The organism is Acinetobacter sp. YH12099 (assembly GCF_013419195.1).
Classification (GTDB): domain Bacteria; phylum Pseudomonadota; class Gammaproteobacteria; order Pseudomonadales; family Moraxellaceae; genus Acinetobacter; species Acinetobacter towneri.
The window spans coordinates 1-25,739 of the sequence record NZ_VPAP01000025.1 but is presented as its reverse complement, the minus strand read 5'-3'; the positions used below and the strand labels follow the sequence as shown (position 1 = coordinate 25,739).

At 42.2% G+C, this 25,739-nt stretch carries 26 protein-coding genes and 4 tRNA genes; 16 read left to right on the top strand and 14 right to left on the bottom strand.

Annotated elements, in window-relative coordinates:
* Positions 1–31 precede the first annotated feature (31 nt).
* From FTU39_RS12080 to FTU39_RS12070, 3 genes are read right to left on the bottom strand one after another with little or no spacing between them, the layout of a single operon-like run.
* Positions 32–487 carry a hypothetical protein gene (locus FTU39_RS12080; RefSeq protein ID WP_004976237.1) on the bottom strand — a complete coding sequence of 152 codons (456 nt, stop codon included), beginning with the start codon at positions 485–487 and terminating at the stop codon, positions 32–34.
* Between the two features lie 5 nt (positions 488–492).
* Positions 493–795, bottom strand: coding sequence for a YciI family protein (locus FTU39_RS12075; protein ID WP_004976238.1), 303 nt, complete (start codon positions 793–795; stop codon positions 493–495).
* A gap of 29 nt (positions 796–824) precedes the next feature.
* The gene (locus FTU39_RS12070) at positions 825–1,436 is read right to left on the bottom strand and encodes an inner membrane-spanning protein YciB (protein ID WP_167845781.1); all 612 of its coding nucleotides are present in this window, start codon (positions 1,434–1,436) and stop codon (positions 825–827) included.
* Between the two features lie 45 nt (positions 1,437–1,481).
* Here FTU39_RS12070 and FTU39_RS12065 point away from each other — a divergent pair, with 45 nt between their 5' ends.
* Positions 1,482–2,336 carry a PHP domain-containing protein gene (locus tag FTU39_RS12065; RefSeq protein ID WP_179994425.1) on the top strand — a complete coding sequence of 285 codons (855 nt, stop codon included), beginning with the start codon at positions 1,482–1,484 and terminating at the stop codon, positions 2,334–2,336.
* 105 nt (positions 2,337–2,441) lie between these two features.
* Here FTU39_RS12065 and FTU39_RS12060 read toward each other — a convergent pair whose 3' ends face one another.
* Positions 2,442–3,350, bottom strand: coding sequence for a bestrophin family protein (locus FTU39_RS12060; protein WP_180052231.1), 909 nt, complete (start codon positions 3,348–3,350; stop codon positions 2,442–2,444).
* A 68-nt stretch (positions 3,351–3,418) separates the two neighbouring features.
* Positions 3,419–4,117, bottom strand: coding sequence for a DNA repair protein RadC (gene radC, locus FTU39_RS12055; protein ID WP_180052230.1), 699 nt, complete (start codon positions 4,115–4,117; stop codon positions 3,419–3,421).
* 113 nt (positions 4,118–4,230) lie between these two features.
* Here radC and coaBC point away from each other — a divergent pair, with 113 nt between their 5' ends.
* A complete protein-coding gene (gene coaBC, locus FTU39_RS12050) occupies positions 4,231–5,505 on the top strand; it encodes a bifunctional phosphopantothenoylcysteine decarboxylase/phosphopantothenate--cysteine ligase CoaBC (RefSeq protein WP_131261956.1) in 1,275 nt (424 codons plus the stop codon).
* A 77-nt stretch (positions 5,506–5,582) separates the two neighbouring features.
* Here coaBC and secB read toward each other — a convergent pair whose 3' ends face one another.
* The 4 genes from secB to rsgA all read right to left on the bottom strand — a co-directional run bounded on the left by secB (position 5,583) and on the right by rsgA (position 7,924).
* Positions 5,583–6,041 (bottom strand): protein-export chaperone SecB, encoded by a 459-nt coding sequence (secB, locus tag FTU39_RS12045; protein WP_004976246.1) that lies wholly within the window; start codon positions 6,039–6,041, stop codon positions 5,583–5,585.
* A gap of 34 nt (positions 6,042–6,075) precedes the next feature.
* Entirely contained in the window at positions 6,076–6,330 is a 255-nt protein-coding gene (gene grxC / locus FTU39_RS12040) for a glutaredoxin 3 (protein WP_004976247.1), read from the bottom strand.
* A gap of 33 nt (positions 6,331–6,363) precedes the next feature.
* Entirely contained in the window at positions 6,364–6,771 is a 408-nt protein-coding gene (locus FTU39_RS12035) for a rhodanese-like domain-containing protein (RefSeq protein WP_004976250.1), read from the bottom strand.
* A 94-nt stretch (positions 6,772–6,865) separates the two neighbouring features.
* Positions 6,866–7,924, bottom strand: a complete 1,059-nt coding sequence (gene rsgA / locus FTU39_RS12030; protein WP_154321039.1) for a small ribosomal subunit biogenesis GTPase RsgA — start codon at positions 7,922–7,924, stop codon at positions 6,866–6,868.
* Between the two features lie 124 nt (positions 7,925–8,048).
* On the opposite strand from rsgA, the gene orn reads away from it, so the two are divergent.
* Complete coding sequence (gene orn, locus FTU39_RS12025; RefSeq protein WP_004976254.1) at positions 8,049–8,606, top strand: oligoribonuclease; 558 nt, start codon at positions 8,049–8,051, stop codon at positions 8,604–8,606.
* A 210-nt stretch (positions 8,607–8,816) separates the two neighbouring features.
* On the opposite strand, the gene FTU39_RS12020 is transcribed toward orn, so the two are convergent.
* A complete protein-coding gene (locus tag FTU39_RS12020) occupies positions 8,817–9,692 on the bottom strand; it encodes a metal-dependent hydrolase (RefSeq protein ID WP_131261957.1) in 876 nt (291 codons plus the stop codon).
* Positions 9,693–9,824: 132 nt separating this feature from the next.
* Between FTU39_RS12020 and FTU39_RS12015 the strand changes: the two genes are divergently transcribed.
* From FTU39_RS12015 to FTU39_RS11995, 5 genes are all read left to right on the top strand, one after another.
* Complete coding sequence (locus tag FTU39_RS12015) at positions 9,825–10,889, top strand: AraC family transcriptional regulator (protein ID WP_131261958.1); 1,065 nt, start codon at positions 9,825–9,827, stop codon at positions 10,887–10,889.
* A 406-nt stretch (positions 10,890–11,295) separates the two neighbouring features.
* Positions 11,296–12,099, top strand: a complete 804-nt coding sequence (trpA, locus tag FTU39_RS12010; RefSeq protein ID WP_179991588.1) for a tryptophan synthase subunit alpha — start codon at positions 11,296–11,298, stop codon at positions 12,097–12,099.
* Positions 12,096–12,992 (top strand): acetyl-CoA carboxylase, carboxyltransferase subunit beta, encoded by an 897-nt coding sequence (accD, locus tag FTU39_RS12005; protein WP_180052229.1) that lies wholly within the window; start codon positions 12,096–12,098, stop codon positions 12,990–12,992. Before trpA ends, accD begins: the two co-directional genes overlap by 4 nt.
* Positions 12,989–14,272 carry a bifunctional tetrahydrofolate synthase/dihydrofolate synthase gene (gene folC / locus FTU39_RS12000; protein WP_180052228.1) on the top strand — a complete coding sequence of 428 codons (1,284 nt, stop codon included), beginning with the start codon at positions 12,989–12,991 and terminating at the stop codon, positions 14,270–14,272. Before accD ends, folC begins: the two co-directional genes overlap by 4 nt.
* Entirely contained in the window at positions 14,263–15,309 is a 1,047-nt protein-coding gene (locus tag FTU39_RS11995; protein WP_373683427.1) for an SPOR domain-containing protein, read from the top strand. Before folC ends, FTU39_RS11995 begins: the two co-directional genes overlap by 10 nt.
* Positions 15,310–15,452: 143 nt before the next feature.
* Here FTU39_RS11995 and FTU39_RS11990 read toward each other — a convergent pair whose 3' ends face one another.
* Positions 15,453–16,094, bottom strand: coding sequence for a peroxiredoxin (locus FTU39_RS11990; protein WP_180052227.1), 642 nt, complete (start codon positions 16,092–16,094; stop codon positions 15,453–15,455).
* A gap of 338 nt (positions 16,095–16,432) precedes the next feature.
* Between FTU39_RS11990 and secA the strand changes: the two genes are divergently transcribed.
* From secA to FTU39_RS11950, 8 genes are all read left to right on the top strand, one after another.
* Positions 16,433–19,147, top strand: coding sequence for a preprotein translocase subunit SecA (secA, locus tag FTU39_RS11985; RefSeq protein ID WP_178867962.1), 2,715 nt, complete (start codon positions 16,433–16,435; stop codon positions 19,145–19,147).
* Positions 19,148–19,309: 162 nt separating this feature from the next.
* Positions 19,310–19,666: a hypothetical protein gene (locus tag FTU39_RS11980; RefSeq protein WP_167845789.1), complete on the top strand. Its 357-nt coding sequence runs from the start codon at positions 19,310–19,312 to the stop codon at positions 19,664–19,666.
* Positions 19,667–19,861: 195 nt separating this feature from the next.
* Positions 19,862–21,082: a bifunctional glutamate N-acetyltransferase/amino-acid acetyltransferase ArgJ gene (gene argJ, locus FTU39_RS11975; protein WP_096902401.1), complete on the top strand. Its 1,221-nt coding sequence runs from the start codon at positions 19,862–19,864 to the stop codon at positions 21,080–21,082.
* A 150-nt stretch (positions 21,083–21,232) separates the two neighbouring features.
* Positions 21,233–22,300, top strand: a complete 1,068-nt coding sequence (gene nadA / locus FTU39_RS11970) for a quinolinate synthase NadA (protein WP_026438463.1) — start codon at positions 21,233–21,235, stop codon at positions 22,298–22,300.
* A 153-nt stretch (positions 22,301–22,453) separates the two neighbouring features.
* A tRNA-Pro gene (locus FTU39_RS11965) sits at positions 22,454–22,530 on the top strand.
* Positions 22,531–22,576: 46 nt separating this feature from the next.
* A tRNA-Arg gene (locus FTU39_RS11960) sits at positions 22,577–22,653 on the top strand.
* 38 nt (positions 22,654–22,691) lie between these two features.
* Positions 22,692–22,767, top strand: a tRNA-His gene (locus FTU39_RS11955).
* An 18-nt stretch (positions 22,768–22,785) separates the two neighbouring features.
* Positions 22,786–22,862: transfer RNA gene (locus tag FTU39_RS11950), tRNA-Pro, on the top strand.
* Between the two features lie 190 nt (positions 22,863–23,052).
* Here FTU39_RS11950 and FTU39_RS11945 read toward each other — a convergent pair.
* Genes FTU39_RS11945 through FTU39_RS11935 form a run of 3 tightly spaced genes read right to left on the bottom strand, consistent with a single transcriptional unit; the run spans position 23,053 to position 25,257 of the window.
* Positions 23,053–23,529 carry an OmpA family protein gene (locus FTU39_RS11945; protein ID WP_180052226.1) on the bottom strand — a complete coding sequence of 159 codons (477 nt, stop codon included), beginning with the start codon at positions 23,527–23,529 and terminating at the stop codon, positions 23,053–23,055.
* Positions 23,522–24,757: a diguanylate cyclase domain-containing protein gene (locus tag FTU39_RS11940; protein ID WP_180052225.1), complete on the bottom strand. Its 1,236-nt coding sequence runs from the start codon at positions 24,755–24,757 to the stop codon at positions 23,522–23,524. The genes FTU39_RS11945 and FTU39_RS11940 overlap by 8 nt, the downstream gene beginning before the upstream one ends.
* The gene (locus FTU39_RS11935) at positions 24,754–25,257 is read right to left on the bottom strand and encodes a YfiR family protein (RefSeq protein WP_180052224.1); all 504 of its coding nucleotides are present in this window, start codon (positions 25,255–25,257) and stop codon (positions 24,754–24,756) included. Before FTU39_RS11935 ends, FTU39_RS11940 begins: the two co-directional genes overlap by 4 nt.
* Positions 25,258–25,739 lie beyond the last annotated feature (482 nt).

Sequence of the window (25,739 nt, the reverse complement as noted above, 5' to 3'; positions counted from 1 at the left end):
AGTACCTTAAATCAAGAGGTGAATGCTCACCTTACCATTGGCGGCGACGTTTGGTATAGACATAGCTAGCAATTAAGAAGCCGAGCAATACGCCAACCGCGAGTGTTGCAGCACCGTATAAAAACATTTGCGCACTGCGTTCACTTTGCAGTACTTGAACTTGCACGCCTAAATTATCGTTTTTAAGTTGCAGTTCCTGATTCTGTGCCAAAGCATCGAGGTTTGCCTGTTCAAGTTGTTGCAAACGTGTGCTCTGATCTTTAATCAAGGCTTTGGTTTTAGCTTCCTGAAGGGCTTTATTTTTGGCAATTTGTTCTGCAGTCAGGGGCTTATCTTGTGCAGGAGTAACCCCATTGGCTGTTGCTACAGCTGCCGTGTTGGTCACAGCAGCAGGAGCAGGTGCAGTAGGTGTGGTTGTGGCTGGCTCAACTGCATATACAGGTGAACTGAGCAGAACAGCAACAACACTGGCAACAACGAAACGCATAGCGCTTATCCTTGAGGGAATGCTTTATTGAATGGCTTAACGTCAATGTGGCTATATACGCCTTCTTTTAAGAAAGGTTCATCTTGTAGCCAAGCATCGAGTGCTTCACGACTGTCAAAATCGACAATCATGGTGCTGCCATAAAAGCCTGCTTGTGGATTGCTTGGGTCTTTTGGCATTGCCCCCGCCACAATTAAGCGACCTTCGGCATCGAGTTGTTGCAAACGTGCAAGATGTGCAGGACGGGTCGCAAGACGTTTTTCCAGTGTACCTTCACGGTCAGTACAACTCAGAACAAATAAAGGCATAGTTACTCTCGAATATCGCAGATCAGAAATTATTCAGATGTTTTAAAGTATTTGCGCAATACAATAAACTGCACAATGATAAAGGAAAACATCACAATCATGTCACCAAAAGCAGTGAATTCGCCCCAATATTTTCCGTCCATAAATAAAAATGCAAAAAATATGTGTAGGAAAGACATGACTGCAAACATGGCTGCCCAAGTATAATTCAGGTTTTTCCAGCCAGCTTCGGTCAAGTTGAACACAGGCCCAAATAAGCGTTGAATCAGTGGTTTACGGTCTTTGCTGAACCATGGTGATAGCAAAAAAGCACCTGCAAATACAATGTTTAAAATGGCAGCTTTCAGGCGAATATAAAAGTCATCGCTTAACATTAAAGTAACGCCACCAAAAATTACGGTCATAAACAGCACAATCCACTGTTGTTTATCTAAACGGAATTTTTGCATGATGAACAATGCGCCGTACACCACTAACATCGAGATGATCAGACCTGTGGTGGCCACCAAAATATGGTTGTTATCGACACCGCCTGCAGAGCCGATGAGTTGTAGTAATTGATGATTAGTGTCTTTTGGATCTACAGTTTTGTATAAATAAAAGAAAATAATGAGGGGCACAAAGTCTAAAAGTGCTTTCATGTTAGAGTATCTAAATCTGATCAAATAAATGACATAGTATAAGTGATGCACGGCGTAGATTTACATACACACAGTAATATTTCTGATGGAACTTTGTCACCTGGAGAATTGGTGTCTGCGGCAATTCAGCAGGGCATTCATACCTTGGCATTGACTGATCATGACACAATGGATGGGCTGGCTTTGGCAGAGCAAGCGGCTCAGGGGCAAGATTTAAAGATTATTTCGGGAGTGGAAATTTCCAGTCAATGGTCACGTCCTGCCACTAAAAAAAGCTATAGCGTGCATGTGGTGGCGCTAAACATGCAAAATCCTGCACCTTTACAGGCGCTGCTGGAACAGCAAAAACAAATTCGTGCAGAACGTGCCAAACAAATTTGTGATTTACTCACTCCGCTGATTGGACAAGATATTTATAATGATGTACTTCTTAGAGTCGAAGGCGTAGCAGATCGGATTACCCGTACGCACATTGCCAAAACTTTACAGGAAAAAGGCATTGTAACGCGTGTGCAGCAAGCATTTGATAAATACATCAAAGAAGGCAAAAAGGCTTATGTGAAATTTGATGGCTTGAGTTTGGAAGATACGATTCGGGTGATTCACGACAGTCAGGGTTTTGCCGTGTTGGCGCATCCAACCCGTTATGATTTATCTGCGACCAATATTCGTTATTTAATTGAAATTTTTGCCAAATATGGGGGTGATGCAGTGGAATTGCCGCCTAATATTGACCCTGCATCGACCCGTCAAATGGTGGATCGCATGATTGCTGAACATGGTCTAAAAGTATCTGTCGGCAGTGATTTTCATGGTGAAAATATGCCGTGGATTAAATTGGGCAATATTCCGCGGGTGAAAGATGGTCAAATTGGGATTTGGGAGAGTTTTGTTGAGTAACTCCCTCATCCCAACCTTCTCATATAAGCAGATGTGATATCCATTATTAAAATTTAGAAAGGATAAAAACTCCTTCTCCCTCTGGGAGAAGGTTGGGAAGAGGGTCTAAAGCAAATTATTGTCCTGTGCCTGAATTGGTGGTGGCGTTGGTTTACCCAACGTACCCAATAATTCAATTTCAATGGTTCTTACCATGGCATCTAAAGGTAAGTCATTGCTTTGCGTGCCAAAAGGTTCTTCAATTTCAGAACTGAGCGCATCCAGACCTAAAAAAGTATAAGCCAAAATACCGACCAAAAGCGGAGTCGCCAATCCGAGTGTAGACCCTAAACTAAAGGGCAACATAAAACAGAAAAAGTACACTGTTCGGTTAAGTAGGACTGAATACGCAAAAGGGAGCGGTGTGGTAGCAATACGGTCACAACCCGTGAGTACCAAACTCAGCTCTGTGACGTGTTGATTCATTTGTGTGTAAATAATATCGGAAATTTCGCCCTCTTTAAGTGCTTGCATTAACTCCCATTGAATCAAACTGAGCGTGTATTGCGGCGCATTGGCTTGTTGATACAGTTGGGTAATTACTTGCTGACTCATGCCACTGGTTTGAATTAACTCGGTTGGATTGGCAGTTTGATGACGCAGGCGGTCGCGCAAGACATTGGCAAATACAATGACGTGCTGAATGACGCGTTCACGTCGTGCTTGACTAAGTATACGGCAGTCGCGGTCAAAGTGGCGCGCGTTGGCAATCAGCATGCCCCAAAGTTTACGTGCCTCCCACCAACGGTCATAACAGGCAGAGTTTTTAAAGCCCAAAAAAATCGACAGCACCACCCCAATTAAAGTAAAGCCAACCAAAGGCAATTCTGGAAAATGAAAATAACCAATATAAGACAAACCGCCAATAATGGTGGAGATCAACATCACCAAGCCCAAAGGCGGTAAGACCTTCGGTAAAATCGTGCCCCGCCAAGAAAACAGTAAGTTAAATACACTGGGTTGATCGACTATCATTTTATTAGAATCATCACAATTTTTTGATGATCTTCTGTGCTTGTGCAGGCTTTGTCAATATGCAAATTTTAAGTGTGCTCAAATTTAAGCAGTTGTTGTTCGGCAAAGGAAAAATTACCTTCACTTGAGATGATACAGTGATCGATCAAACGCAGCTCTAGCAACTGACAGGCTTGCTGAATCTGCTGCGTCAGGATTAAATCTGCAGGTGAAGGTTGTGGTAAGCCGAAAGGATGATTGTGTGCAATCACAATCGCCGTAGCGTGTTGGCTAATTGCAAAACGCAGCAATTGATTAATAGAAATTTCACACGAATTCACTGCGCCATAAAATAACTTTTTAAAGCTGATTTTGCGTAAACAGGCATCTAGACAAAGTACCGCAAACACTTCTTGGGTTTCGCCCAAAAGTTCAAAACGCAAATACTCCATCAAACGTTTGGAGTTGCTAAGCTCTAGCGCATCTTGTTTTAAATGTTCAGCCACATAACGCCGTCCGAGTTCTTTGACTGCCATGAGCTGTGAATATTTACTGTTACCCATGCCGTGAAATTGACACAACTCGGCAATGGGTGCATCGAGTAAAGTAGTGAGATTGCCAAAATGCTGAATTAGCAATCGTGCCAACTCCACCGCAGAATGTTGTTGCGAGCCTGAGCGCAGGAAAATAGCCAGTAGTTCGGCATCGGACAAACTTGCAGCACCATTTTGAATCAGACGCTCACGTGGCCGTTCTTGTTCAGGCCAATGTTTAATAGATAAATGCATTGTTATTTGACTTTTTTATTCTAAATTTGAAACTTAAATCCCAACAGATCTCTTGGGAATGACATTATTTAATGCTATTGTGAGCGCCACTGCAACAAAAAGGTGGCTTATTTGTGAGCTTCGATTTAAGCGTCCTCCCTCATAAAAATATTATTTTAGCTGTGACAGGCGGCATTGCGGCCTATAAAAGTGCGATTTTAGTGCGTCGTTTAAAGGATGCGGGGTTTAGTGTTCGCGTGGTCATGACCAAGGGGGCACAAGCTTTTATTACACCGCTGACCTTTCAAGCACTGTCAGGCAATCCAGTACATACCGAATTATTAGATACCGAAGCCGAAGCAGGCATGGGGCATATTGAATTGGCACGGTGGGCCGATTTAATTTTGGTTGCGCCCGCCAGTTGCGACACCTTAGCCAAATTTGCTGCAGGTCTGGCCGATGATTTGCTCAGTACTTTATATTTAGCCACCAGTGCACCAGTTTGGGTTGCACCTGCCATGAATCAGCAAATGTGGGCAGCCAAAGCCACACAGCGTAACTTAACCACTTTGGTGGAAGATGGCGTGCATGTAATTATGCCCGATGCGGGCGAACAAGCCTGTGGAGATGTTGGTTTAGGGCGTATGCCAGAACCTGAAGATTTGGCGCATCAGGTGACGCAGTATTTTCATCAGGCACAGCGTGCTTTGGTGGAAAAATTTGGCATGTTGGCAGGCAAAAATGTCACCATTACAGCAGGCCCAACCCGCGAAGCTTTAGACCCTGTGCGTTATATTTCTAACCATAGTACAGGCAAAATGGGTTTTTCTTTGGCTGCAGCCTGTTATGCAGCAGGGGCAAAAGTCACGCTTATTGCAGGCCCAGTTAGTTTAGATACGCCAAATGGGGTACAGCGAATTAATGTGTCTTCTGCAATTCAAATGCTAGATACCAGTTTGCAGATGCTTGAACAAGGCTGTGATATTTTCATCGCTACAGCCGCGGTGGCAGATTACCGCGTGGCAGAAATAGCGGAACACAAAATTAAAAAATTAGGCGATGAGCTGAATGTGGCGTTGGTCAAAAACCCTGATATTGTTGCGACCATTGCACAACAGGAAAAACGTCCGTTTATGGTTGGCTTTGCTGCAGAAACCCGCAATGTAGAAGAGTATGCAGCAGGCAAGTTGGTGGCGAAAAAGCTAGATATGATTGCCTGCAATGACGTTTCCCGTGCCGATATTGGTTTTGCTTCCGATGAAAATGCCATGACGGTATTTTTTGCCGAAAGCTACCGTATGGAAAAACGCGATTTGGAAAAAGCCTCGAAACAGGAAATTGCGCAGCAATTGGTCGAAGCGATTCATGATGCCTTGTATCGAGATCCATCTCAGGATGATGATTTTTAATTTTGATCGTCCATCAGCAAACGGATGACATAAAAAACCGCTGAAATTTCAGCGGTTTTTTTATATCCAATCGCGAATTAAGCTTGACCTTCAGCTGCAGCGGCTTGAGCACGTTGCATATTGGCTTCAAACTCGGCATCGAAGTTGATTGGCGTTAACAATAATTGTGGGAAGCTGCCTTTGGTAACCATATCATTCACTGCTTCACGCAAGAATGGGAACAAAATGTTCGGGCAGTATGCGCCAAGAATGTACGGTAAACGCTCTTCTTCAACGCCATCAATCAGGAAAATACCAGCTTGGGTAACATCAACAATAAATGCAGTATCGCCCGCGTTGTTGGCTTGAACCACAACTTTTAATGCTACTTCAAAGTGGGTTGGATCAATTTTTTCTGCAGAAGATGACAGGTTGATGTTCAATTCAGGCTGCCATTCTTTGGTAAATACTTGTGCCCCAGGAACTTCAAAAGAAATGTCTTTGGTATAAATACGCTCTAATGCCAATTGTGGTTGAGCTTGTTGTTCTTCACTCATGTTAAATCCTTAAGAGTTGGTTATCGTGTTATGTTTATGCCAATAATTGATCGAGCTTGCCTTCGCGATCTAACGCATATAATTGGTCAAAGCCGCCAATAAACTGGTCATTGATGAAAATTTGTGGAACGGTACGATGATTGGTGCGTTGCATTAATTCAACACGTACTTCAGGCGCTTCATTCGACAAATTAATTTCTTTATAGGCAACGCCTTTACGCTCAAGGAGTTGTTTTGCACGAATGCAGTATGGACATACAGTCGTTGAATAAATAGTGACTTCAGCCATGATTGTTCTCCTTGCGAAAAATATTGGGTAAAACTATTTGCTTTTTACTAAAGGTAAACCTTGTGCTTTCCAGTTGCTAATACCGCCATCTAAACGATAGGCATCGGTATGTGCGACCTGTTGTAAAGCACTGCCTGCAACCTGACCCAAGTTACAGATAAAGACCAATGGACGATCTGATGTTTTTAACTCTTCAACATGCTTGGTAATTTGGCTATAGGGAATATTGCGGCTACCACTGATATGACCTTCACGAAAATCTTTGGCATCACGTAAATCAATCAACATGGCATTTTTAGCTTTGACTAAAATACCCAAAGATTGTGGGGAAATTTTGCGACCATTGCGTTGACCTTCTAACACAAAGAACAACACTACCAATACAGCCAGCGTCCCAAATAAGAAGGGATGATTCCCCATAAATTCGAACCAACGTTCCACAAGTCACCTAATTACAATGTCAAAATTGTTCAAGAGTATAGCGTATAAATATGGCGATCAAAAACACCGCTTCAAGAGCAGCGCCATAATAAAATTAATTTTTTTGTTGCGCTTCGGCAATTTCATCACACAGTCTTAAATAACTGTCTAAACGACGCGATAATATTTCACCTTCTGCAGCAGCCAGTCGCAGCGCACATTGCTTTTCATGTTTATGGGTACAGTTGCGGAATTGGCAATGCCCCAGCAGGTTTTCAATTTCAGGAAAACCATTTTGAATTTTATCTTGGCTTAAGTGCCATAAACCAAATTCACGAATCCCCGGTGAGTCAATTAAGGCTGCACCATCTCCAAAGCCAATTAAGCGGGTAGAGGTTGTGGTGTGTTGTCCAAGTGCTGAGTTTTCTGAAATGATATTGGTCTTTTGCGCCGCTTCAGGCACGATGGCATTAATCAGCGAGCTTTTCCCCACACCCGATTGTCCAACAAAAGCCACCGTTTCACCTGCCAAACGTGCCGCCAAATGCTCTAAATTCGCATCGGACTGGGTTTGCATGACTTCATACCCCAAGTCTTGATATTCCTTAAGCAAGTCTAAAATCGGGTCGTTTTCTTTGAGTAAATCAGATTTGTTTAAAACCAATAAGGCGGGAATATCGGCATCGGCACAAGCAACCAAATAGCGGTCAATCAAGCCCGGTGCAGGTTCAGGCAAAGGCGCAAAAACAATCACAATCAAACTGATATTGGCGGCAACAGGTTTAACTTTGTGATAACGATCAGGTCGGGTCAATAAAGATTGGCGTGGATGAATCGCGGTAATAATTCCTAAACCTGTATTTGGGTCGGCCTGCCATTTGACCCGATCTCCCGTCACCAATAATTCTAAATTGGTACGAGTGTGACAGCGCCAAATACTTCCCATTTCAATAGGTTTCCAAAATGGTTCTGGCTCACCTGCGTGCACCACCGGTTTTTCAGGATGAATTTCAGGAACAGATAAAGCCTGAACTTCTAATTGACGACCATAGTGTTGTACCACCAAGCCTTCTAAATCATGTGAAGTGTCAATGTCTGCCTGACGTGACTTGTGTTGTTTTTCAATTCGACGTTGCTGTTGTTCAGTCAATCGACGCTTACGAATTAAAGCCATTCATATCCTAAAAAAACCATGAACTCAGGATGGCAAAAATAGCATGAAGCGGGGGCACAGTTACAGCCAAGAAGCAAGAAATTTGCTACTATGCTGTTTTTAAGCCGAATAAGATTGCACATTTATGAGCAGCACGCCTGATACTCGCCTCATTTGGATTGATTTGGAAATGACAGGTTTAGATACCGATAACGACCAAATTATTGAAGTGGCTACCATTGTGACCGATGATCATTTAAATATTTTGGCAGAAGGTCCTGTGCTGGCTGTGCATCAACCTGATCGTATTTTAAATGCCATGGATGAGTGGAATACACGTCAGCATGGACAATCGGGCTTAATTGAGCGTGTGCGTCGCAGCAAACTCACTGCGCAGGATGCAGAGCAGCAAACCATTGAGTTTCTAAAAAAATGGGTCAATCCTAAAACATCGCCAATGTGTGGCAACTCAATTTGCCAAGACCGCCGTTTTTTACACCGTTTAATGCCTGAATTGGAACAGTACTTCCATTATCGTAATTTGGATGTTTCATCAGTGAAAGAGTTGGCAAAGCGCTGGCGTCCAGAAATTATGAGCGGTTTGAAAAAGAATGCGTCGCATTTGGCGATGGATGATATTCGTGATTCGATTGCTGAGCTGAAATATTATCGCCAATACTTTTTTATTATGAATCAGGACTAAAACCTTTTTCTGCGTAGGAGATGGAGCTGTAACAGTAACAGCGATCTCTTACGCTTAAACTGTGTTGGTCACTCATAAATAAGAAATAATAAGATATGACTCAGCATTGCCTTATGCCTTACTTTATATAAAGATATTAGAGGCAAGTTTGTATAAAGCTAAGCAATGCTTAGGTGTTCATTGGTTAAAAGCCAAGCAAAACCAAAAGCTTTATTTTCCTGCCTGCCAAAATGCTTCACCTGCCTGAATTGGGTCGCCTGTTTGCGCCAAAGTCTCAAGCCAGACATCATATTGCGCGATGATTGGATGTTGGCTAGGGTGAAAGTCAGGTTTAAACCAATCACGATATTGTGATTGCATTTTGCGTAATTTCCCTTGTTTGCCAAACAGCCATTGCAAGCCACGTACATTCATTTTAAGGCGCTGGGTACGATTAAACCCATCGCATCTCAGCATGACATTGGCGCGGTACAGGGTAAATCCGAACATTAAACCTGTGGTCAGCACCAACGCCATTTTTCGAGTCACTTCAGGCACATTGCCCACCTGTTGCATCACATCAAACGCCACATCACGATGTTCCATTTCTTCAATCGCATGCCATGCAAATAAAGCACGGACATAAGGATGTGCATCTTGCAGCGTGTCTTTTTCGCCATAAAAAGTTTCTGCCATAAGTGCGGTTAAATGTTCCGCAGCTGCTGTCATGGCGATGTTGTATTGGGGCGAGCGATATTTCAGTTCAAACTTAAACACTTTGTTTAGACGCTGAATAAACTGATCTACAGGCATGCCTTGATCTTTCATGACCTGATTCATTTTGTCGTGTGCAATGCCGTGCTGAGCTTCTTGTCGAATAAAATCGGCAACACGCTGTTTTAAGTCAGGGTCTTGAATTTGATCACGGAACAAACGTACCGATTGAATGAAATAACGCTCGCCATCAGGAAAAGTCAGGCTCAAAGCATCAAACATGCGGGTTAAAAACGGGTCACCTGCAAACCAGTAACGCGGCACATCGGCTAATTTAAAATCGAGATTGCTGCGTACTATGGGCGCAGCATGATATTGGACAAGTGCATTCATTTTATTTTATTTCACTCTGGTCAATCCTGTTTGCATTATGTCGGGCTTTGGCAGATTTGTTTTGACAGTATTTGCCAGTTTTTATACATTAAGCGACAAAAGAAAATGATGCATGTCAAAATGAGCAAGCACATGAGCGAAATTCAAATTCCGAATGGTTATTATCAACTTTGGTTACGCTATTTATCTGCACAGGGCAGAGTTCCTGAGCAGCTTGGATTTTCGCCTGCACAATTGCAGCAGTTACAGCATGTGTTGGCATTGCCCATGGATACCCAATCGTCCTATCAGTTTTTTAACGAGATCATCCAACACAGTATTCAGTTTTTAGATTGTCCAACGCTCGTTTTTGAATTGGCACGTTATATTCAGCCTGAACATTTTGGCGTGCTTGGCTATATGGCATCGCGTAGTAACAGTGTTGCAGAAGCCATTCAATATATGATGCGTTTTAGTCGCTTGGTGGTGGATGGTACGGCAGCCGTACCAATGCGACTGGAACAACAATCAGATGCTTTATATTTATCATGGCCATTGGTGGATGAAAAATACAGCTTGGTTCATGAAATGACTTTTGCCTGTATGACTCAATTGGCCATGCAAATTTTTGATTTTCAACACTCTCCGATACGGGAGATTCATTTTGCCCATGCACCGCGTATGGCGATGCTGCATTATGAAAAGTTTTATGGTTGTAAGGTTTTATTTAAGCAAGCGGAATATCAAATTGTTTTAAATTTAGAAAGCCTCAGTTTAAAACCACAGCAAGCCGACCCCTCTTTAATTCATTTACTCACCAAACAAGCTGAAGATGCGATTGCGTTAAAACCACAATTAGAAACCGTGCAGCAGCAAGTCCAAGAGCAGGTGGCGCATTATTTACGTTATGAACAGCAAGTGCCGAGCATTGAATGGGTGGCACAGCGTTTATTTCGTTCAGGGCGGACGTTACAGCGTCAGCTTAAACAGGAAGGTACGGGTTTTAAACAGATTCTGGAAATAGAACGGATGCAGCGCTGTGAAAACTTACTGCGACAAAATGTGAGCCTAAGCGATATTGCACAGTTGTTGGGTTATTCAGACCAATCGGCTTTGGCGCGTGCCTATAAAGCCTGTACAGGACAGACCTTGCTAAAACGTAAACAGCAGTTGCAGCAAGCTGAGGATGCACTTTCTCTACAGCAAAATACGCCATAAATAGTATGGATTGGCTCATTATCAACAGGTGATTTCGCGCTAAGAGATTGAAAATAAGCTGTGTGTAGCCATGACCGAATCAGCTTTTGCAAGGTTGATAAAGCCTAAGATAAAACCTGAAGTTGTTTATTTTTATCAATATTTTTAAATTTAAAAGCACGATTGAGCAAGTTTCAAAAACCGATAAGCAGGCAAAATTAGGCATCTTTGATCATTGAGAAAAAAGCGCAAATATCAGTAAATGTAGCCTCGCGGTTGTTCTGAATAAATCGTTTTGCAAACAGAAATGCAGCAACTCATGCCTGTGCGCTATTCATTGAGTAAAAAATAGCGTTACAATGGGTCAATTTGTATTTCTACAATAGCAAATGTCTCAGTTTTAATCATTCAAGGAAAATACAACCCTATGTCACGTTTAGCCACACGATTTGCACAGCTTGAATCTCAACAGCGTAAGGCCTTGGTTTCTTATGTTATGGCAGGTGACCCTCATCCAGAAGTCACAGTTCCGTTGTTACATCAAATGGTCGAGGCAGGGGTAGATGTCGTTGAATTAGGTTTGCCGTTTTCAGACCCAATGGCTGATGGTCCAGTAATTGCCCTCGCTGCAGAGCGAGCGTTGGCAGGTGGAACCAATACGCTAGATGCTTTAAACATGGTAAAAGAGTTCCGTCAAAAAGATCAGGAAACTCCTGTGGTATTGATGGGATATTTAAACCCTGTAGAAGTCATTGGTTATGAAAAGTTTGTTGAATATGCACATGACTGTGGTGTCGATGGTGTACTTCTGGTCGATTTACCACCTGAAGAAGCCCAAGAATTTGATGAAGTCCTGAATAAATATGGGATGAATCAAATTTTCTTGTTAGCGCCAACTTCTACACCAGAGCGTATTCAATTTGTTGCAAACCAAGCCAGTGGCTTTATTTATTATGTTTCTTTGAAAGGCGTGACGGGTGCAGCAACACTTGATGTTGCAGAAGCAGCAACCCGCATCCAACAGATTAAAGCTGTAACCAACGTGCCTGTGGGTGTGGGTTTTGGCATCAGTGATGCTGCATCTGCCAAATCAATGGGCGCGGCTGCCGACGCAGTCATTGTCGGAAGTGCTTTTGTAAAACAATTTGCGAGCTTAGCACCAGAACAAGCCGTCATTGCAACGGTTAATAAAGTGAAGGAGCTTCGAGCTGCGCTCGATGAGTTAGTATGAGTCAAGAAGTGAAAACAGGGAAAATTCTAAGCCCATCGACGCCGTGGACTGCACGTGGTGTACCTGGTATTGAAACACCAGATGAGCAACAAGCGTTAAAAGCGATCTTTACTGAACCAACGATTGAATGTCCAGAATGTCATGCCTTGGTGACACGTACGGCAATGTCATTCAACGCTTATGTATGCCCACAATGTGATGAACATTTACGCATGAAAGCGCGTGAGCGTTTAACTTGGTTCTTTGACCAAGTACAAAACGAATTAGGTCAAGAATTCTCTGCCAAAGACCCACTCAAATTTGTAGACAGCAAAGCTTATCCTGAGCGTATGACTGAAGCGCAAAAGAAAACGGGTGAAACCGAAGCGTTAGTGGTTATGCAGGGCTTATTAAAAGATATGCCAGTCATTGCTTGTGCATTTGAGTTTGACTTTATGGGCGGCTCAATGGGTACTGTTGTTGGTGACCGTTTTGTTCAAGCGGCTGAACGTGCTATTAAACAGAAACAACCTCTAATTTGCTTTGCTGCATCTGGCGGTGCACGTATGCAAGAAGGCATGTTGTCTTTAATGCAAATGGCACGTACCTCTGCAGCGATTCAGCGTATGAAAGAAGCAGGCTTGCCATACATCGTGGTGTTGACACATCCTGTATATGGCGGTGTAACAGCATCATTGGCAATGTTGGGCGATGTACACATTGCTGAACCTAAAGCGATGATTGGTTTCGCAGGTAAACGTGTGATTGAGCAAACTGTACGTGAAAAACTGGAAGAACCGTTCCAACGTGCAGAATACTTACTTGATCATGGTGTGGTCGATCAAATTGTCCATCGTCATGCATTACGTGATACAGTTTATCGTATTCTTGCGAAACTGATGAACTTGCCTTGAAAACAGCACCTCTTGCAACCGATGATTTAAACACATGGCTCAATTATTGGAGCCATGTTCACGTTACGGGTATTGATTTAGGTTTGGAGCGGGTTATTCCCGTTGCAGAAAAACTGGGGGTGACCCATCCTAAAGGCAAAGTCATTACGGTTGCGGGAACCAATGGCAAAGGCTCAACCACAACCACTTTAGCGGCTATTTTAAATGCGCAGGGCTATCGGGTTGGGTTGTACCAATCGCCGCATATTTACCGTTTTAATGAACGAGTCAAATTAGCAGGCGTCGAAATCGATGACCAAAGTTTGATTGATGCTTTTGTGCAAGTCGATCAAGCACGACGTGATTGCGATCTGAGTTTATCTTTTTTTGAGGCCACGACTTTGGCAGCCTTTGTGATTTTTAAAGCATGTGATTGCGATGTATGGGTGCTTGAAGTCGGTTTAGGTGGACGCTTAGATGTGGTCAATGTCGTCAATCCAGATGTGGCGGTTATTACCAATATCGGTTTAGACCATGTCGATTGGTTAGGCGATAGCATCGAAAAAATTGCCTATGAAAAAGCAGGCATTATTCGTCCTAACATTCCTGTCATTTTTGCAGGTCAGCAAGATTTGCCTCAAGCTATTCACGACAAAGCAGCAACCTGCAATGCACCTTTGTTTGTCTTGAATCGTGATTATTTTTATCGGGATATGCAAGATGATCAGTCATGGATGTTTGCTGCATCGGGTTGTACCTTAAAACTTCCAACAGGCAGTTTAGCCCTCGATAATATTTCAACGGCTGTGGCAGCAGTCTTGCACAGTGGTTTAGAAATCACCCAAGATGCAATTGCACAAGGTATTCAAACGGCTAAATTGGCAGGACGTTTTGAAGTTTGTCAAATTCAGGGCAAAACTGTGATTTTTGATGCAGGACATAACCCGCATGGCGTTGAATTTTTGTTAAAGCAATTGCGCAATTTCTTAAATTACAATAAACAGTACACTGAAGTGGTCAGTGTTTTTTCAATGCTTGCAGATAAAGATATAAATTCTGTGGTTGAGTTGTTGAAAGATAGTGTCGTAATGTGGAAAATTGCCACATTAAATGTGCCTCGTGCGGCAGAGATCACGGTTTTGGATCAGGCTTTGCAAGGCGAAACAATACAACACTTCGACAGTATACAATTGGCTTTTAAATCAGCACTGGATGAAACAAAAAATAATCAGCTGATTTTGGTATGTGGATCATTTCATACCTTAGAAGCGGTATGGGAGTATTTGGAAGAATGTCAATGAATAACAAACAGCGCTGGATGGGTGGCGTTGTTTTATTAGGTGGTGGTGTTTTATTGGCAGCATTGCTTTTAAAAGGGCAAGAAGAAATACATCAAAATAATGTGAAAACCCCAAGCCAAGCCGAACAAGTTCAACATAAAAATGCCAATCAGGCAGAAATGGTGCAATTGCAGCCTTTAACTGTCGATGTGCAAACCGAACAGCGTCTGCTTGAAGAACAACGCCGTGCGCGTGAAAAAGCAGTGGCAGAGCAAGAAGCGCGTGCAGCTGAGTTTTTAGCAATGCAGCAACAGGCAGAAGCTGAAGCAGCGCGTAAAGCTGCAGAAGAATATGCTGCTTTAAATGCATTGCGTTCTGGTCAGCAGCAAAGTTCTGACAATATTCCGCCTGAATTGGTCGAAGATGAACAAGCCAAGCAAAAGCGTTTGGCTGAAGAAAAAGCCGCCCAGCAAAAGAAGTTAGAGCAGCAAAAGGCAACGGATGCCAAGAAAGCTGCTGAGTTAAAAGCTGCGCAAGAGCGTAGTGCTGCAGAGAAAAAAGCAGCAGATGAAAAGCGTTTAGCGGAAGAAAAACGCATTGCAGAAGAAAAACGTTTAGCGGAAGAACAACGCCAAGCCGATGCAAAACGTAAAGCTGAACAAGAGCGCAAAGCCGCTGAAGCGAAAAAAGAAGCAGAACGTAAGGCTGCCGAAGATAAGCGTAAAGCTGAGGAAAAACGCAAAGCTGAAGAAGCAGCCAAGAAAAAGACTGAAGCTGAAAAAGCACGTAAGTTATTGGAAGAAGGTGATAAGCAGTGGATGGTACAAGTGGCTTTGGCTGCTAACCAAGCCAATGCCGATGCTTTGGCGGCAAAACTGAAAGCCAAAGGTTATAAAGTCACCCAAAGTCCAACGTCTAAAGGGGTTCGGATTATGGTTGGGCCATCTAAAGACCGTGATGCTGCAGATGCAACCCGCAAGAAAATTACCGCAGACCCAAGTTTGAATATGAAATCTGCATGGGTGATTGACTGGGTACCGTTAGATAAACGCGACTAGATCATTCGATCAAAATGTTTATTAAAAAGGATTTAATCTTTTGGGTTAAATCCTTTTTTAATGCTGATTGAGTTTAGGCGTGTTTCAAATGCTTTGATTGTAAAAAGCCTATCCGAAGATAGGCTTGCTCATGTAACACTTAATTAAGTGCGGTTCGGTTGTTTGGTCAAACGTAAATAAGGCTTGATGGCTTTATATCCACTTGGGAAGCGTTCTTTAAGTTCCGCTTCATCCTGAATGGCAGGCACAATGACCACATCTTCACCATCTTGCCAGTTGGCAGGTGTTGCAACCTTGTAATTGTCAGTCAGTTGTAGTGAATCAATGACACGTAAAATTTCGTGGAAATTACGTCCTGTAGAAGCAGGATAAGTAATGATCAAACGTACTTTTTTATTTGGATCAATAATGATTAATGAGCGAACAGTCAGTGTTTCGCTGGCATTCGGGTGAATAAAATCGTACAGCGTAGATACTTTACGATCTTGGTCAGCAAGAATTGGGAAATTAACCGTCGTGTTTTGGGTTTCGTTAATATCTTGAATCCAGCCTTTGTGAGATTCAGCATCATCTACAGAAAGTGCAATCGCTTTGACATTGCGCTTGCTGAATTCATCTTTCAGTTTTGCGGTATAGCCTAGCTCGGTGGTGCAGACAGGTGTGTAGTCGGCAGGATGCGAAAATAGAATGCCCCAGCTGTCACCTAAAAATTCATAAAAATCAATTGGGCCTTCATTTGAATCTTGCGTGAAGTTGGGTGCAGTGTCACCTAAGCGAATAGTCATTGTGTACCTCTGTCTTGTTTTGTTGTGTGATGTGTGCGTACTACTATGCGCCATTCCTTTTGCAGAATTAAATAGTGTTTTTGTATGTGCTTATGAGTAAATTGAATATGCTGTGTCGTTTTTATTGCATTTTCAAAATAGATTCATGTGTGATTGCTATATATCGTCCGCTCGAAATTTGTTACATTAACTGCCACTTAGCAGCGAGAAATGGCAAGTAGAGATTGGAATTTTTAATAGGTTTTTGTGCAAAACCCTTGTACTTCAAATTTCTAGCACCATAATAACCACTAAGAAAAACCTATTTATTTGACAAGCAAGATTTAGAGAGTTTATTCATGTTGGCAAGTCTGATCGGAGGAATCTTCGGTACTAAAAATGAGCGCGAACTCAAACGCATGCGTAAAATCGTAGACAAGATTAATGCGCTCGAGCCGACGATATCTGCCTTAAGCGATGCAGACTTATCTGCAAAAACCGAAGAATTCAAACAACGTTATAACAAAGGCGAAAGTTTAGATAAATTATTACCAGAAGCATTTGCAGTATGTCGTGAAGCCGCCAAACGTGTCATGAGCATGCGTCACTATGACGTGCAGTTGATTGGTGGTATTACCTTGCATGAAGGTAAAATTGCAGAAATGCGTACAGGTGAAGGTAAAACCCTAATGGGAACTTTGGCCTGTTATTTAAATGCTTTAAGCGGTCAGGGCGTGCACGTCATTACTGTGAACGACTACTTGGCACAGCGTGATGCCGAACTCAACCGCCCTTTATTTGAGTTTTTAGGTTTAAGCATTGGCATTATCTATTCCATGCAAGACCCGACTGAAAAAGCACAGGCTTATCGCGCAGACATTACCTACGGTACCAATAACGAATTTGGTTTCGACTACTTGCGTGACAACATGGTGTTCTCGCTGAGTGAGAAAAAACAGCGTGGTCTGACTTATGCCATTATTGATGAAGTGGACTCGATCTTAATTGATGAAGCACGTACCCCATTAATCATTTCTGGTCAAAGTGATGACTCATCGCAGTTATATGCAGCAATCAACACCATTCCGCCAAAATTGCATGCACAAAAAGAAGAAAAAGTAGCCGATGGTGGACATTTCTGGATTGATGAAAAACAACGTACTGTAGAAATGACCGAAATTGGTTATGAAACGGTAGAAAATGAATTAATTCAAATGGGTTTATTGGCAGAAGGCGAAAGTCTGTATTCTGCATCTAACCTGAATTTGGTGCATCACGTATCTGCAGCTATTCGTGCGCACTTCTTGTATCAACGCAACGTGCATTACATCATCCATGATGGTGAAGTGATTATTGTCGATGAAAACACAGGTCGTACCATGCCTGGCCGTCGCTGGTCAGAAGGTTTGCACCAAGCGGTAGAAGCGAAAGAAGGTCTAGAAATTCAGCCTGAAAACCAGACTTTAGCGACCACAACCTTCCAGAACTATTTCCGTTTATACAAAAAGCTTTCGGGAATGACGGGTACTGCAGACACTGAAGCTGCAGAAATGAAAGAAATTTATGGTCTTGATGTGGTCATCATTCCAACGCACCGACCAATGATTCGTAATGACCAAAACGATTTAATTTATTTAAACCGTACTGGTAAATACAACGCGATTATTCAAGAAATTCAACGCGTGCATGAAGCGGGTGTCGCACCAATTCTGATTGGTACAGCGACCATTGAAGCTTCAGAAATTTTATCGGATAAACTGCGTGAAGCAGGTATTCAGCACGAAGTATTGAATGCGAAGCAACACGAACGCGAAGCTGACATCATTGCGCAAGCAGGCTCACCACGTGCGGTGACTATTGCCACGAACATGGCAGGCCGTGGTACAGATATTTTGCTAGGTGGTAACTGGAAAGCCCTGCTAGCCAAAATTGAAAACCCAACCCCTGAAGATGAAGCGCGTTTAAAGGCAGAGTGGGAACAAAATCACGACATGGTGTTAAGTTCAGGTGGCTTACACATTATTGGTTCAGAACGTCACGAATCGCGCCGTATTGACAACCAGTTGCGTGGTCGTGCAGGTCGTCAGGGTGACCCAGGCGTGTCACGTTTCTATTTGTCACTTGAAGATGACTTAATGCGTATTTTCGCAGGTGATCGTGTTGTAGCAATGATGCGTGCTATGGGCTTGCAGGAAGATGAAGCGATTGAACACAAAATGGTGTCACGCTCTATCGAAAATGCACAGCGTAAAGTTGAGGCACGTAACTTCGACATCCGTAAAAACTTGTTGAAATACGATGACGTAAACAACGAACAACGTAAGATCATTTATTCACAGCGTGATGATATTCTGGCAGAAAGCACGCTGCAAGACTATATTGAAGAAATGCACCGTGAAGTGGTCACAGGTATGATCGCCAATTATATTCCACCAGAATCAATTCATGACCAATGGGATATTGATGGTTTAGAGCGTGCCTTGCGTGATGATTTGGGCGTCGAATTACCAATTAACCAATGGCTCGAAGATGATCGTCGCCTAGATGAAGAAGCTTTGGTTGAACGTATTGCCGATGAAATTGTGACACGTTACCGTGCACGTCGTGAGCAAATGGGTGATGAATCTGCTGCGATGCTAGAACGCCACTTTATGCTCAGTTCACTTGATCGTCACTGGAAAGATCACTTGGCGGCGATGGACTATTTGCGTCAAGGTATTCATTTACGTGGTTATGCACAAAAGAATCCTGAGCAAGAGTACAAAAAAGAAGCCTTTAACCTGTTTGTGAATATGTTGGGCGTGATTAAAGCCGATGTTGTTACCGATCTTTCGCGTGTGCATGTCCCAACACCTGAAGAATTGGCAGCGATGGAAGCACAGCAGCAAGCGCAAGCAGAAGCGATGCAGCTTAATCTTTCACATGCTGATGTAGATGGTTTAACGGGCGAAACCTTTGAATCAGAACCACAGTACAGTGCTGCTGAGCAAACGGTTGTTCCACCTGCAAGCCGTAACTCGCCATGCCCATGTGGTTCAGGACTGAAATATAAACAGTGTCACGGTAAAATCTAAACCTGACTTGTTACAACTTAAGCAGAACTTTGGCTCTGCTTTTTTGTATTTTGGGCGCAAAATCTTTGTGGTAATAGTTTTGCAAGATGTGTATAGCATTTGCAGATTTTGGAATTAAATGCTATTTAGTTGCACATGCAATATCCATGTGTGGAACAAAAAATGAAAAAAGTATTACAACCTTTAATGATTGTTGCCTTGAGCTTGCCTACTTTCACATTTGCAAATGCGGCAACAACGACAACTCCTGCAAAAGTTCAAGCTGCTGTGGGTGCGACCACTGCACAGGTACAAGTGGATAATGGTCACGTGACTGTGGCAAGCCCACGCACAGGTATTCGTTATACCTTTGCCAATCCAGATCAGCGTCCAATCGTGTTGCATACTGCAGCGATTGCACCTGCGAATGCTGCCAATGTAAATCGTATTGTGGCTGCAAATCCTGCTTTATCTGCAGCAAGTCAAGAACGTGCAAAACAGGCTTTATTGGGTGAAACCGTGGTTGCGACTACGCCATAATCCCAATAGGCTCAATCAGTATAATTTTAGTTGCTGATGCATTACATTGAAGATTAAAACCAGTCCATACGGGCTGGTTTTTTATATATGACCTTGTGTATTAACAAAAGTTGAATCAAGCAGGGAGGATGCTCGATTTTTTCTTCAATTTCCACTAAGCTGTGACATTCTCAAATTTGTACTGGAAATTTCAAAATGGCAGTTGGTGACGTCTCTATGCCACACATGCATGTGGTCAAAGGTGTAAAAATTGGTTCAGCAGAGGCTTATGTGCGTTATCAGAACCGACGTGACCTGGTTATTTTTGAATTTGCAGCAGGCTCAAATGTAGTGGGCGTATTTACTCAAAACGCATTTTGCGCTGCGCCTGTGCATGTGTCCAAAGCACATTTAGCTCAAGGCAATCCGCGTTATTTGGTCATTAATACAGGTAATGCCAATGCGGGTACAGGCAAATTGGGTATGCAAAATGCAGAAATCACCTGTGCCAAATTGGCTGAATTGGCAGGTGTATCTACCCAAGAAGTTTTGCCATTTTCTACAGGTGTGATTGGTGAGCAATTGCCGATTGAGCGCTTGGTTGCTGGTTTAGCGCCTGCGCTGGCATCGTTACGTGAGGATGCTTGGCATGATGCTGCGACAGGTATTATGACCACAGATACCACGCCAAAAGGTGCATCTGAGCAGTTTGAGTTAGATGGTATTACTTATAGCATGACAGGCATTTCTAAAGGTGCAGGTATGATTCGCCCAAATATGGCGACCATGCTTAGCTATGTTGCAACCGATGCACCAATTCAACGTGACATCTTGCAGCAATTACTCAAACACAGCGTAGAACAATCGTTTAACCGTATTACTGTAGATGGCGATACCTCGACCAATGATTCATGTATCTTGGTGGCGACAGGTCAGGCGGGTGGCACTGAAATTTGCAGTGAAAATGACCCGCGTTATGCTGTGGTATTAGATGTTTTGAATCGTGTGATGTTGCGTTTGGCACAACTGATTATCCGTGATGGTGAAGGTGCAACAAAATTCATTACGGTACGTGTTGAAGATGGTGACAATACCCAAGAATGTTGTGATATTGCGTACAGCATTGCACATTCACCATTGGTAAAAACGGCCATTTTTGCCTCAGATCCAAACTGGGGGCGTATTCTTGCTGCAATTGGTTATGCAGGCGTGCCAAATTTAGACGTTGAAAAAATTCAGGTTTGGTTGGATGATGTGCAAATTTGCAAAGATGGCGGTGCTGCTGCCGACTATACCGAAGCAGCGGGCGCGCGAGTCATGGCACAAACCGAAATGACCATTCGTGTAAATTTAGGACGTGGTCAAGCGACAGATACAGTCTATACTTGTGACTTGTCTTACGATTATGTCAAGATCAACGCGGATTACCGTTCGTAAAAATTCAAATTGAGTGATAAAGCCTCCGTTGTGAGGCTTTTTTAGCATTCAATCGGCAAAGGGCTGGTGAATGAGTAAATTGCCCCCATATCATCAGTGACTTGAGTAAGCTTGTGTTCGGGCAAGCATGAAGATAGAGAAGACGTTGTTATGAATGATGCGACCAATTTAATTGCCAATGAAGCCAAATCAATTGTGCAGGCGCATTTAGATCGCTTGGGTGAAACCAAAGAACATCATTTGAGTGAGCAAGCCAAGCAGGAAAAATTTGCGCAAATTAAAGCAGAACTCGAAAAGCACAATGCTGTCTTGGTTGCCCATTATTACTGCGATCCTGAAGTACAGGAACTGGCTGAATTAACAGGTGGCTGTGTTTCGGATTCACTGGAAATGGCACGTTTTGGTCGTGATCATGCGGCAACCACGTTGGTCGTAGCTGGTGTAAAATTTATGGGCGAAACTGCCAAAATTTTATCGCCAGAAAAAACCATTCTTATGCCAACTTTAGAAGCGACTTGTTCGCTAGACTTAGGTTGTCCTGTCGATGAGTTTAGCCGCTTCTGTGATGCGCATCCTGATCATACAGTCGTGGTTTATGCCAACACGTCCGCTGCGGTAAAAGCGCGTGCAGATTGGGTCGTTACCTCAAGCTGTGCGGTTGAAATTATTGAACATCTCGATAGCTTAGGTGAAAAAATCATTTGGGCGCCAGATCAGCACTTAGGACGCTATATTCAAAAGAAAACTGGCGCAGATATGCTGCTTTGGGATGGTTCGTGTATTGTGCATGAAGAATTCCGTTCACGCGGTATAGCCAATATGAAAGCCATGTATCCGGATGCAGCAGTTTTGGTGCATCCAGAATCACCAGAATCAGTTGTTGATGTAGCTGATGCGGTGGGCAGTACCTCGCAACTTATTCAAGCGGCAAAAACTTTGCCACACGAGCGTTTAATTGTGGCAACAGACCGCGGTATTTTCTACAAGATGCAGCAAGCTGTACCAAATAAAATTCTAATTGAAGCACCAACTGCAGGTGAGGGTGCAACCTGTCGTTCATGCGCACACTGCCCGTGGATGGCGATGAATGAATTGGATGGAATTTTGCATGTATTGCAAACAGGTGATCAAGAAGTATTCGTTGAACCTGCCATGGCAGAACGTGCTAAATTACCACTAGATCGTATGTTGAATTTCAGTGCGAGCTTAAAACGCTAAAATTGATTGAAAAATATCAAAAATGCTTGATAAATATACGGTTGAAGCTTTTTTTTAATTTTTTTTAAATATAGGTGTTGACGTCTTCGGGCGTCGCGCCTAGAATGCACACCGTACCGCACGATGTGCGATACACAAAAAGCTGAGATGAATCGGAGCATAGCACAGCCTGGTAGTGCACCTGGTTTGGGACCAGGGGGTCGTAGGTTCGAATCCTACTGCTCCGACCAATTCTTCAAGGCAACGTATCGCATGATATTATGTATCATCGGTCATGCGCCTGTAGCTCAGTTGGATAGAGCATCCGCCTTCTAAGCGGATGGTCACAGGTTCGAATCCTGTCAGGCGCGCCATTTTTTGGTAGCTTGGTATAAAAGAACCAAACATAATGGTGGATGTAGCTCAGTTGGTAGAGCCCTGGATTGTGATTCCAGTTGTCGCGGGTTCGAATCCCGTCATTCACCCCAATCTCTTTGAGAGATAAACGGAGCATAGCACAGCCTGGTAGTGCACCTGGTTTGGGACCAGGGGGTCGTAGGTTCGAATCCTACTGCTCCGACCATTTTCTAAATAGAACAGATACTAAGTAGAAATGGTTAAGTCAATAAAGATACCGCGTTAAGCGGTTTTTTTATGCCTGAAATTTATGAAAGCCTTGTTGGTTTAAAATTGATTTCGTATTAGTTATTGGTCAGCATAAAAAAGCCTCAAGAATGAGGCTCAATATAAGAAAAGTTTTAGTGTCTTTTTTATTAAGGCACAATCGTCACATTGACGCGTCGGTTGGTGGCACGATTTGCTGGTGTGTCATTGCTTACCATTGGTTGTGTTGCACCACGTCCAATCACCTGAATATTTTTTCTTTCAAAACCCTGATCTAAAAAGATCTGAGCCACATTTTGGGCGCGTTTTTCCGATAGGGTTTGATTGTAGCTGGCTAAACCTACGTTGTCTGTGTGACCAATAAACTTGAGTTTATCCAAGTCATATTTATGCAGCTGTTGTGCCAATTGGTTGAGGCGTTCTTTTTGGCTATTTTGAATGGCGTATTCATCAAAACCAAATAACAAGCGTTCAGGCAGGGCTAAGGTCCAGCCATCATCACTTAAAATAAAACCTTCTTGTTTTAGCATGCGTGCCTGCTTATAGCTGAGATTCCCTAAACTCATGCAAGCACTGAGTGAAACTATAACAAAAATAAGTGTGCCGATCAGAACTTTTTTAAGCATAAGGAACCTGTTTATTGTTTGATTGAGGTGAAATATACCATTTTGATTGATCACGTTTGGCTTTGAGCATTGCGCGATCGACATCGGCAATTAAATTTTCAGGAGTTTTTGCATATTCAATCAATGCTACGCCAATACTGACATTTAAGGAAACTTGTTGCTGTTCATACTTAAATGTAGAGGTATAGCAAGCATGAATCTTTTGACAATAATCCTCTAATTCTGCAGTGGAGTGTGAGCCAGTTAAGATTACTGCAAACTCATCGCCACCTAAACGCGCAACAAACGTATGTGAGGGCAAAATCTGAATTAGACAATGTGATGAATCACGTAAAATATTATCGCCCGTCAAATGCCCAAATTGGTTATTGATTTGGTTAAAGTTATTAATGTCCAAAAAAAATACTGCAGCCGTAGCAGAAGGCTGGGTAAATAGCTTAAACAGTGTTTCATAAAAATAATTACGATTTGGCAACTGCGTTAAATTGTCGTATTGCGACTGAAATTGCAGTTTATGATTTTCAACCAATAAATTCTTATGGGATTGTTCAATCTCATTGAGTAAGCCATTAAAGGCATAACTCAGTTCATGAAGTTCTTGAATATCTGAACTTGAAACGCGCAGCTTATAATTTTTTTGTGCACTGATCTCCTGTGCCGAGCTGACAATAGAACTTAAAGATTGCATGAGATATTGATAAATTGAATTAATTGACCAAAACACAGCAATTAAAAGCAAAATAAAACCGAAAATTAATCCTAAAACGATTTTATAAAAAAAACTGACCAAGTCACTAGAGTTTCCATACACCACCAACTCACCATAGTTTTGCTGATCATGGTCAATACTCAGCCGAACAGGATGATTAAAAAACAGATAGTCCAATAAAGCCTGAATTGAAAAATGCTCTAGACCTTGCTGTTCAATAAAGGCAATACGTGTCTGTTTAGGTGAGCGTACTTCAATTGAACGAATAGAATAACGCTGCGTATGTTCAGACAGAATTTCGTTCAGTGTTATTTGGTCATTGAATACAACAGCCGGTTGAATACGTTCATTTAATGCTGCAGATAAACTTTGCAAACTATTTTTTGCGAAGGTGTTCATGGTGTAGGTTGAAATGACCAGAAAAATCATTGAACAAATTGTAAAAGTCAGAGCAAAGATAGTGAGTTGTGCGCGTGTGAATAATTGATGCAAGGTAATTGGAGTGTATAACTGCTTCATGAGTTTGACTCCGATGTTTTTGCAAGCAGTAATACACGCGGATCAATATGCACTTGAGATTGAGTCAAGCTTTCCATGTTGACTTTAAAAGCATAGTTATCATTTTTTTTATAAAGACAAAAAGCGCTGCCAGTTTCACATTCCAGATTGTTTAAACTAATAGATAGGGCTGGAAATCGAACTTGAGTATTTAAGGTATGTTGTTCTTGTGCAGCAGAAAGCGTAGAAAAAATTAATATTTGACAATTACTTTTAGATATTTCATGGCTTTGAATGGGTTGAATGTCATATTTATTATGTAATGGGGCATGTTTTTTGAATTGTTGTGCAATATTATCTTGATTTACGACACAAAGTTTGGGCGTGCTAGCTTGCCATTTTGCATACGCTAAAATGGAGAATGTAGTGTTATAAAGATTTGATGCAGGTGCAGCATACAAAAAAGGTGTTTGCATTGCTACAAATGACAGCAAGGTTATTATTTTTAAATTTTGAGTCATTTCAATACAACACGAATGAACATAAAAGTAGTGTAGCTAATATTGGAAAATAAGCATACTGCTAATTTTGAGCAAGAATAATACAGATCTAAATGATTTTGCCGAATAAATAACCGTTCGGACTAAAAAACTTATAAAACTTAAAAAGAGGGGTTGCAAGGCGAAATATTTGCCCTATAATGCACATCCATAGGCGGTGATGAAGATTAAAACTTCTGATAAAACAATGACTTGATTGAAAATGGTTAAGTTGAGTTTTAGAAAGAAAGTTTAAAATAATTTAAATTACCAGTTGACACTTTAGAAATAAAGCGTAATATGGCCGACCTAGCTTGATGCTGACGAAGCATCGAGAAGATCATTAAGAGATTATGAAGAACAACTTGTGTGGATTTTTACTGATTGATTGATCGAAAATATTTCATTGATTGATTGGTTTAAATTACTCGAAGTTTATTTGAGCGAAATTTAAGTCAGAAAAT

Bases quoted from the DNA above. Each gene is read 5' to 3' on its own strand.
- FTU39_RS12080 (WP_004976237.1), bottom strand. From the start codon at position 487: ATGCGTTTCGTTGTTGCCAGTGTTGTTGCTGTTCTGCTCAGTTCACCT.
- FTU39_RS12075 (WP_004976238.1), bottom strand. From the start codon at position 795: ATGCCTTTATTTGTTCTGAGTTGTACTGACCGTGAAGGTACACTGGAA.
- FTU39_RS12070 (WP_167845781.1), bottom strand. From the start codon at position 1,436: ATGAAAGCACTTTTAGACTTTGTGCCCCTCATTATTTTCTTTTATTTA.
- FTU39_RS12065 (WP_179994425.1), top strand. From the start codon at position 1,482: ATGCACGGCGTAGATTTACATACACACAGTAATATTTCTGATGGAACT.
- FTU39_RS12060 (WP_180052231.1), bottom strand. From the start codon at position 3,350: ATGATAGTCGATCAACCCAGTGTATTTAACTTACTGTTTTCTTGGCGG.
- radC (WP_180052230.1), bottom strand. From the start codon at position 4,117: ATGCATTTATCTATTAAACATTGGCCTGAACAAGAACGGCCACGTGAG.
- secB (WP_004976246.1), bottom strand. From the start codon at position 6,041: ATGAGTGAAGAACAACAAGCTCAACCACAATTGGCATTAGAGCGTATT.
- grxC (WP_004976247.1), bottom strand. From the start codon at position 6,330: ATGGCTGAAGTCACTATTTATTCAACGACTGTATGTCCATACTGCATT.
- rsgA (WP_154321039.1), bottom strand. From the start codon at position 7,924: ATGGCTTTAATTCGTAAGCGTCGATTGACTGAACAACAGCAACGTCGA.
- orn (WP_004976254.1), top strand. From the start codon at position 8,049: ATGAGCAGCACGCCTGATACTCGCCTCATTTGGATTGATTTGGAAATG.
- FTU39_RS12020 (WP_131261957.1), bottom strand. From the start codon at position 9,692: ATGAATGCACTTGTCCAATATCATGCTGCGCCCATAGTACGCAGCAAT.
- FTU39_RS12015 (WP_131261958.1), top strand. From the start codon at position 9,825: ATGAGCGAAATTCAAATTCCGAATGGTTATTATCAACTTTGGTTACGC.
- trpA (WP_179991588.1), top strand. From the start codon at position 11,296: ATGTCACGTTTAGCCACACGATTTGCACAGCTTGAATCTCAACAGCGT.
- accD (WP_180052229.1), top strand. From the start codon at position 12,096: ATGAGTCAAGAAGTGAAAACAGGGAAAATTCTAAGCCCATCGACGCCG.
- FTU39_RS11995 (WP_373683427.1), top strand. From the start codon at position 14,263: ATGTCAATGAATAACAAACAGCGCTGGATGGGTGGCGTTGTTTTATTA.
- FTU39_RS11990 (WP_180052227.1), bottom strand. From the start codon at position 16,094: ATGACTATTCGCTTAGGTGACACTGCACCCAACTTCACGCAAGATTCA.
- secA (WP_178867962.1), top strand. From the start codon at position 16,433: ATGTTGGCAAGTCTGATCGGAGGAATCTTCGGTACTAAAAATGAGCGC.
- FTU39_RS11980 (WP_167845789.1), top strand. From the start codon at position 19,310: ATGAAAAAAGTATTACAACCTTTAATGATTGTTGCCTTGAGCTTGCCT.
- argJ (WP_096902401.1), top strand. From the start codon at position 19,862: ATGGCAGTTGGTGACGTCTCTATGCCACACATGCATGTGGTCAAAGGT.
- nadA (WP_026438463.1), top strand. From the start codon at position 21,233: ATGAATGATGCGACCAATTTAATTGCCAATGAAGCCAAATCAATTGTG.
- FTU39_RS11945 (WP_180052226.1), bottom strand. From the start codon at position 23,529: ATGCTTAAAAAAGTTCTGATCGGCACACTTATTTTTGTTATAGTTTCA.
- FTU39_RS11940 (WP_180052225.1), bottom strand. From the start codon at position 24,757: ATGAAGCAGTTATACACTCCAATTACCTTGCATCAATTATTCACACGC.
- FTU39_RS11935 (WP_180052224.1), bottom strand. From the start codon at position 25,257: ATGACTCAAAATTTAAAAATAATAACCTTGCTGTCATTTGTAGCAATG.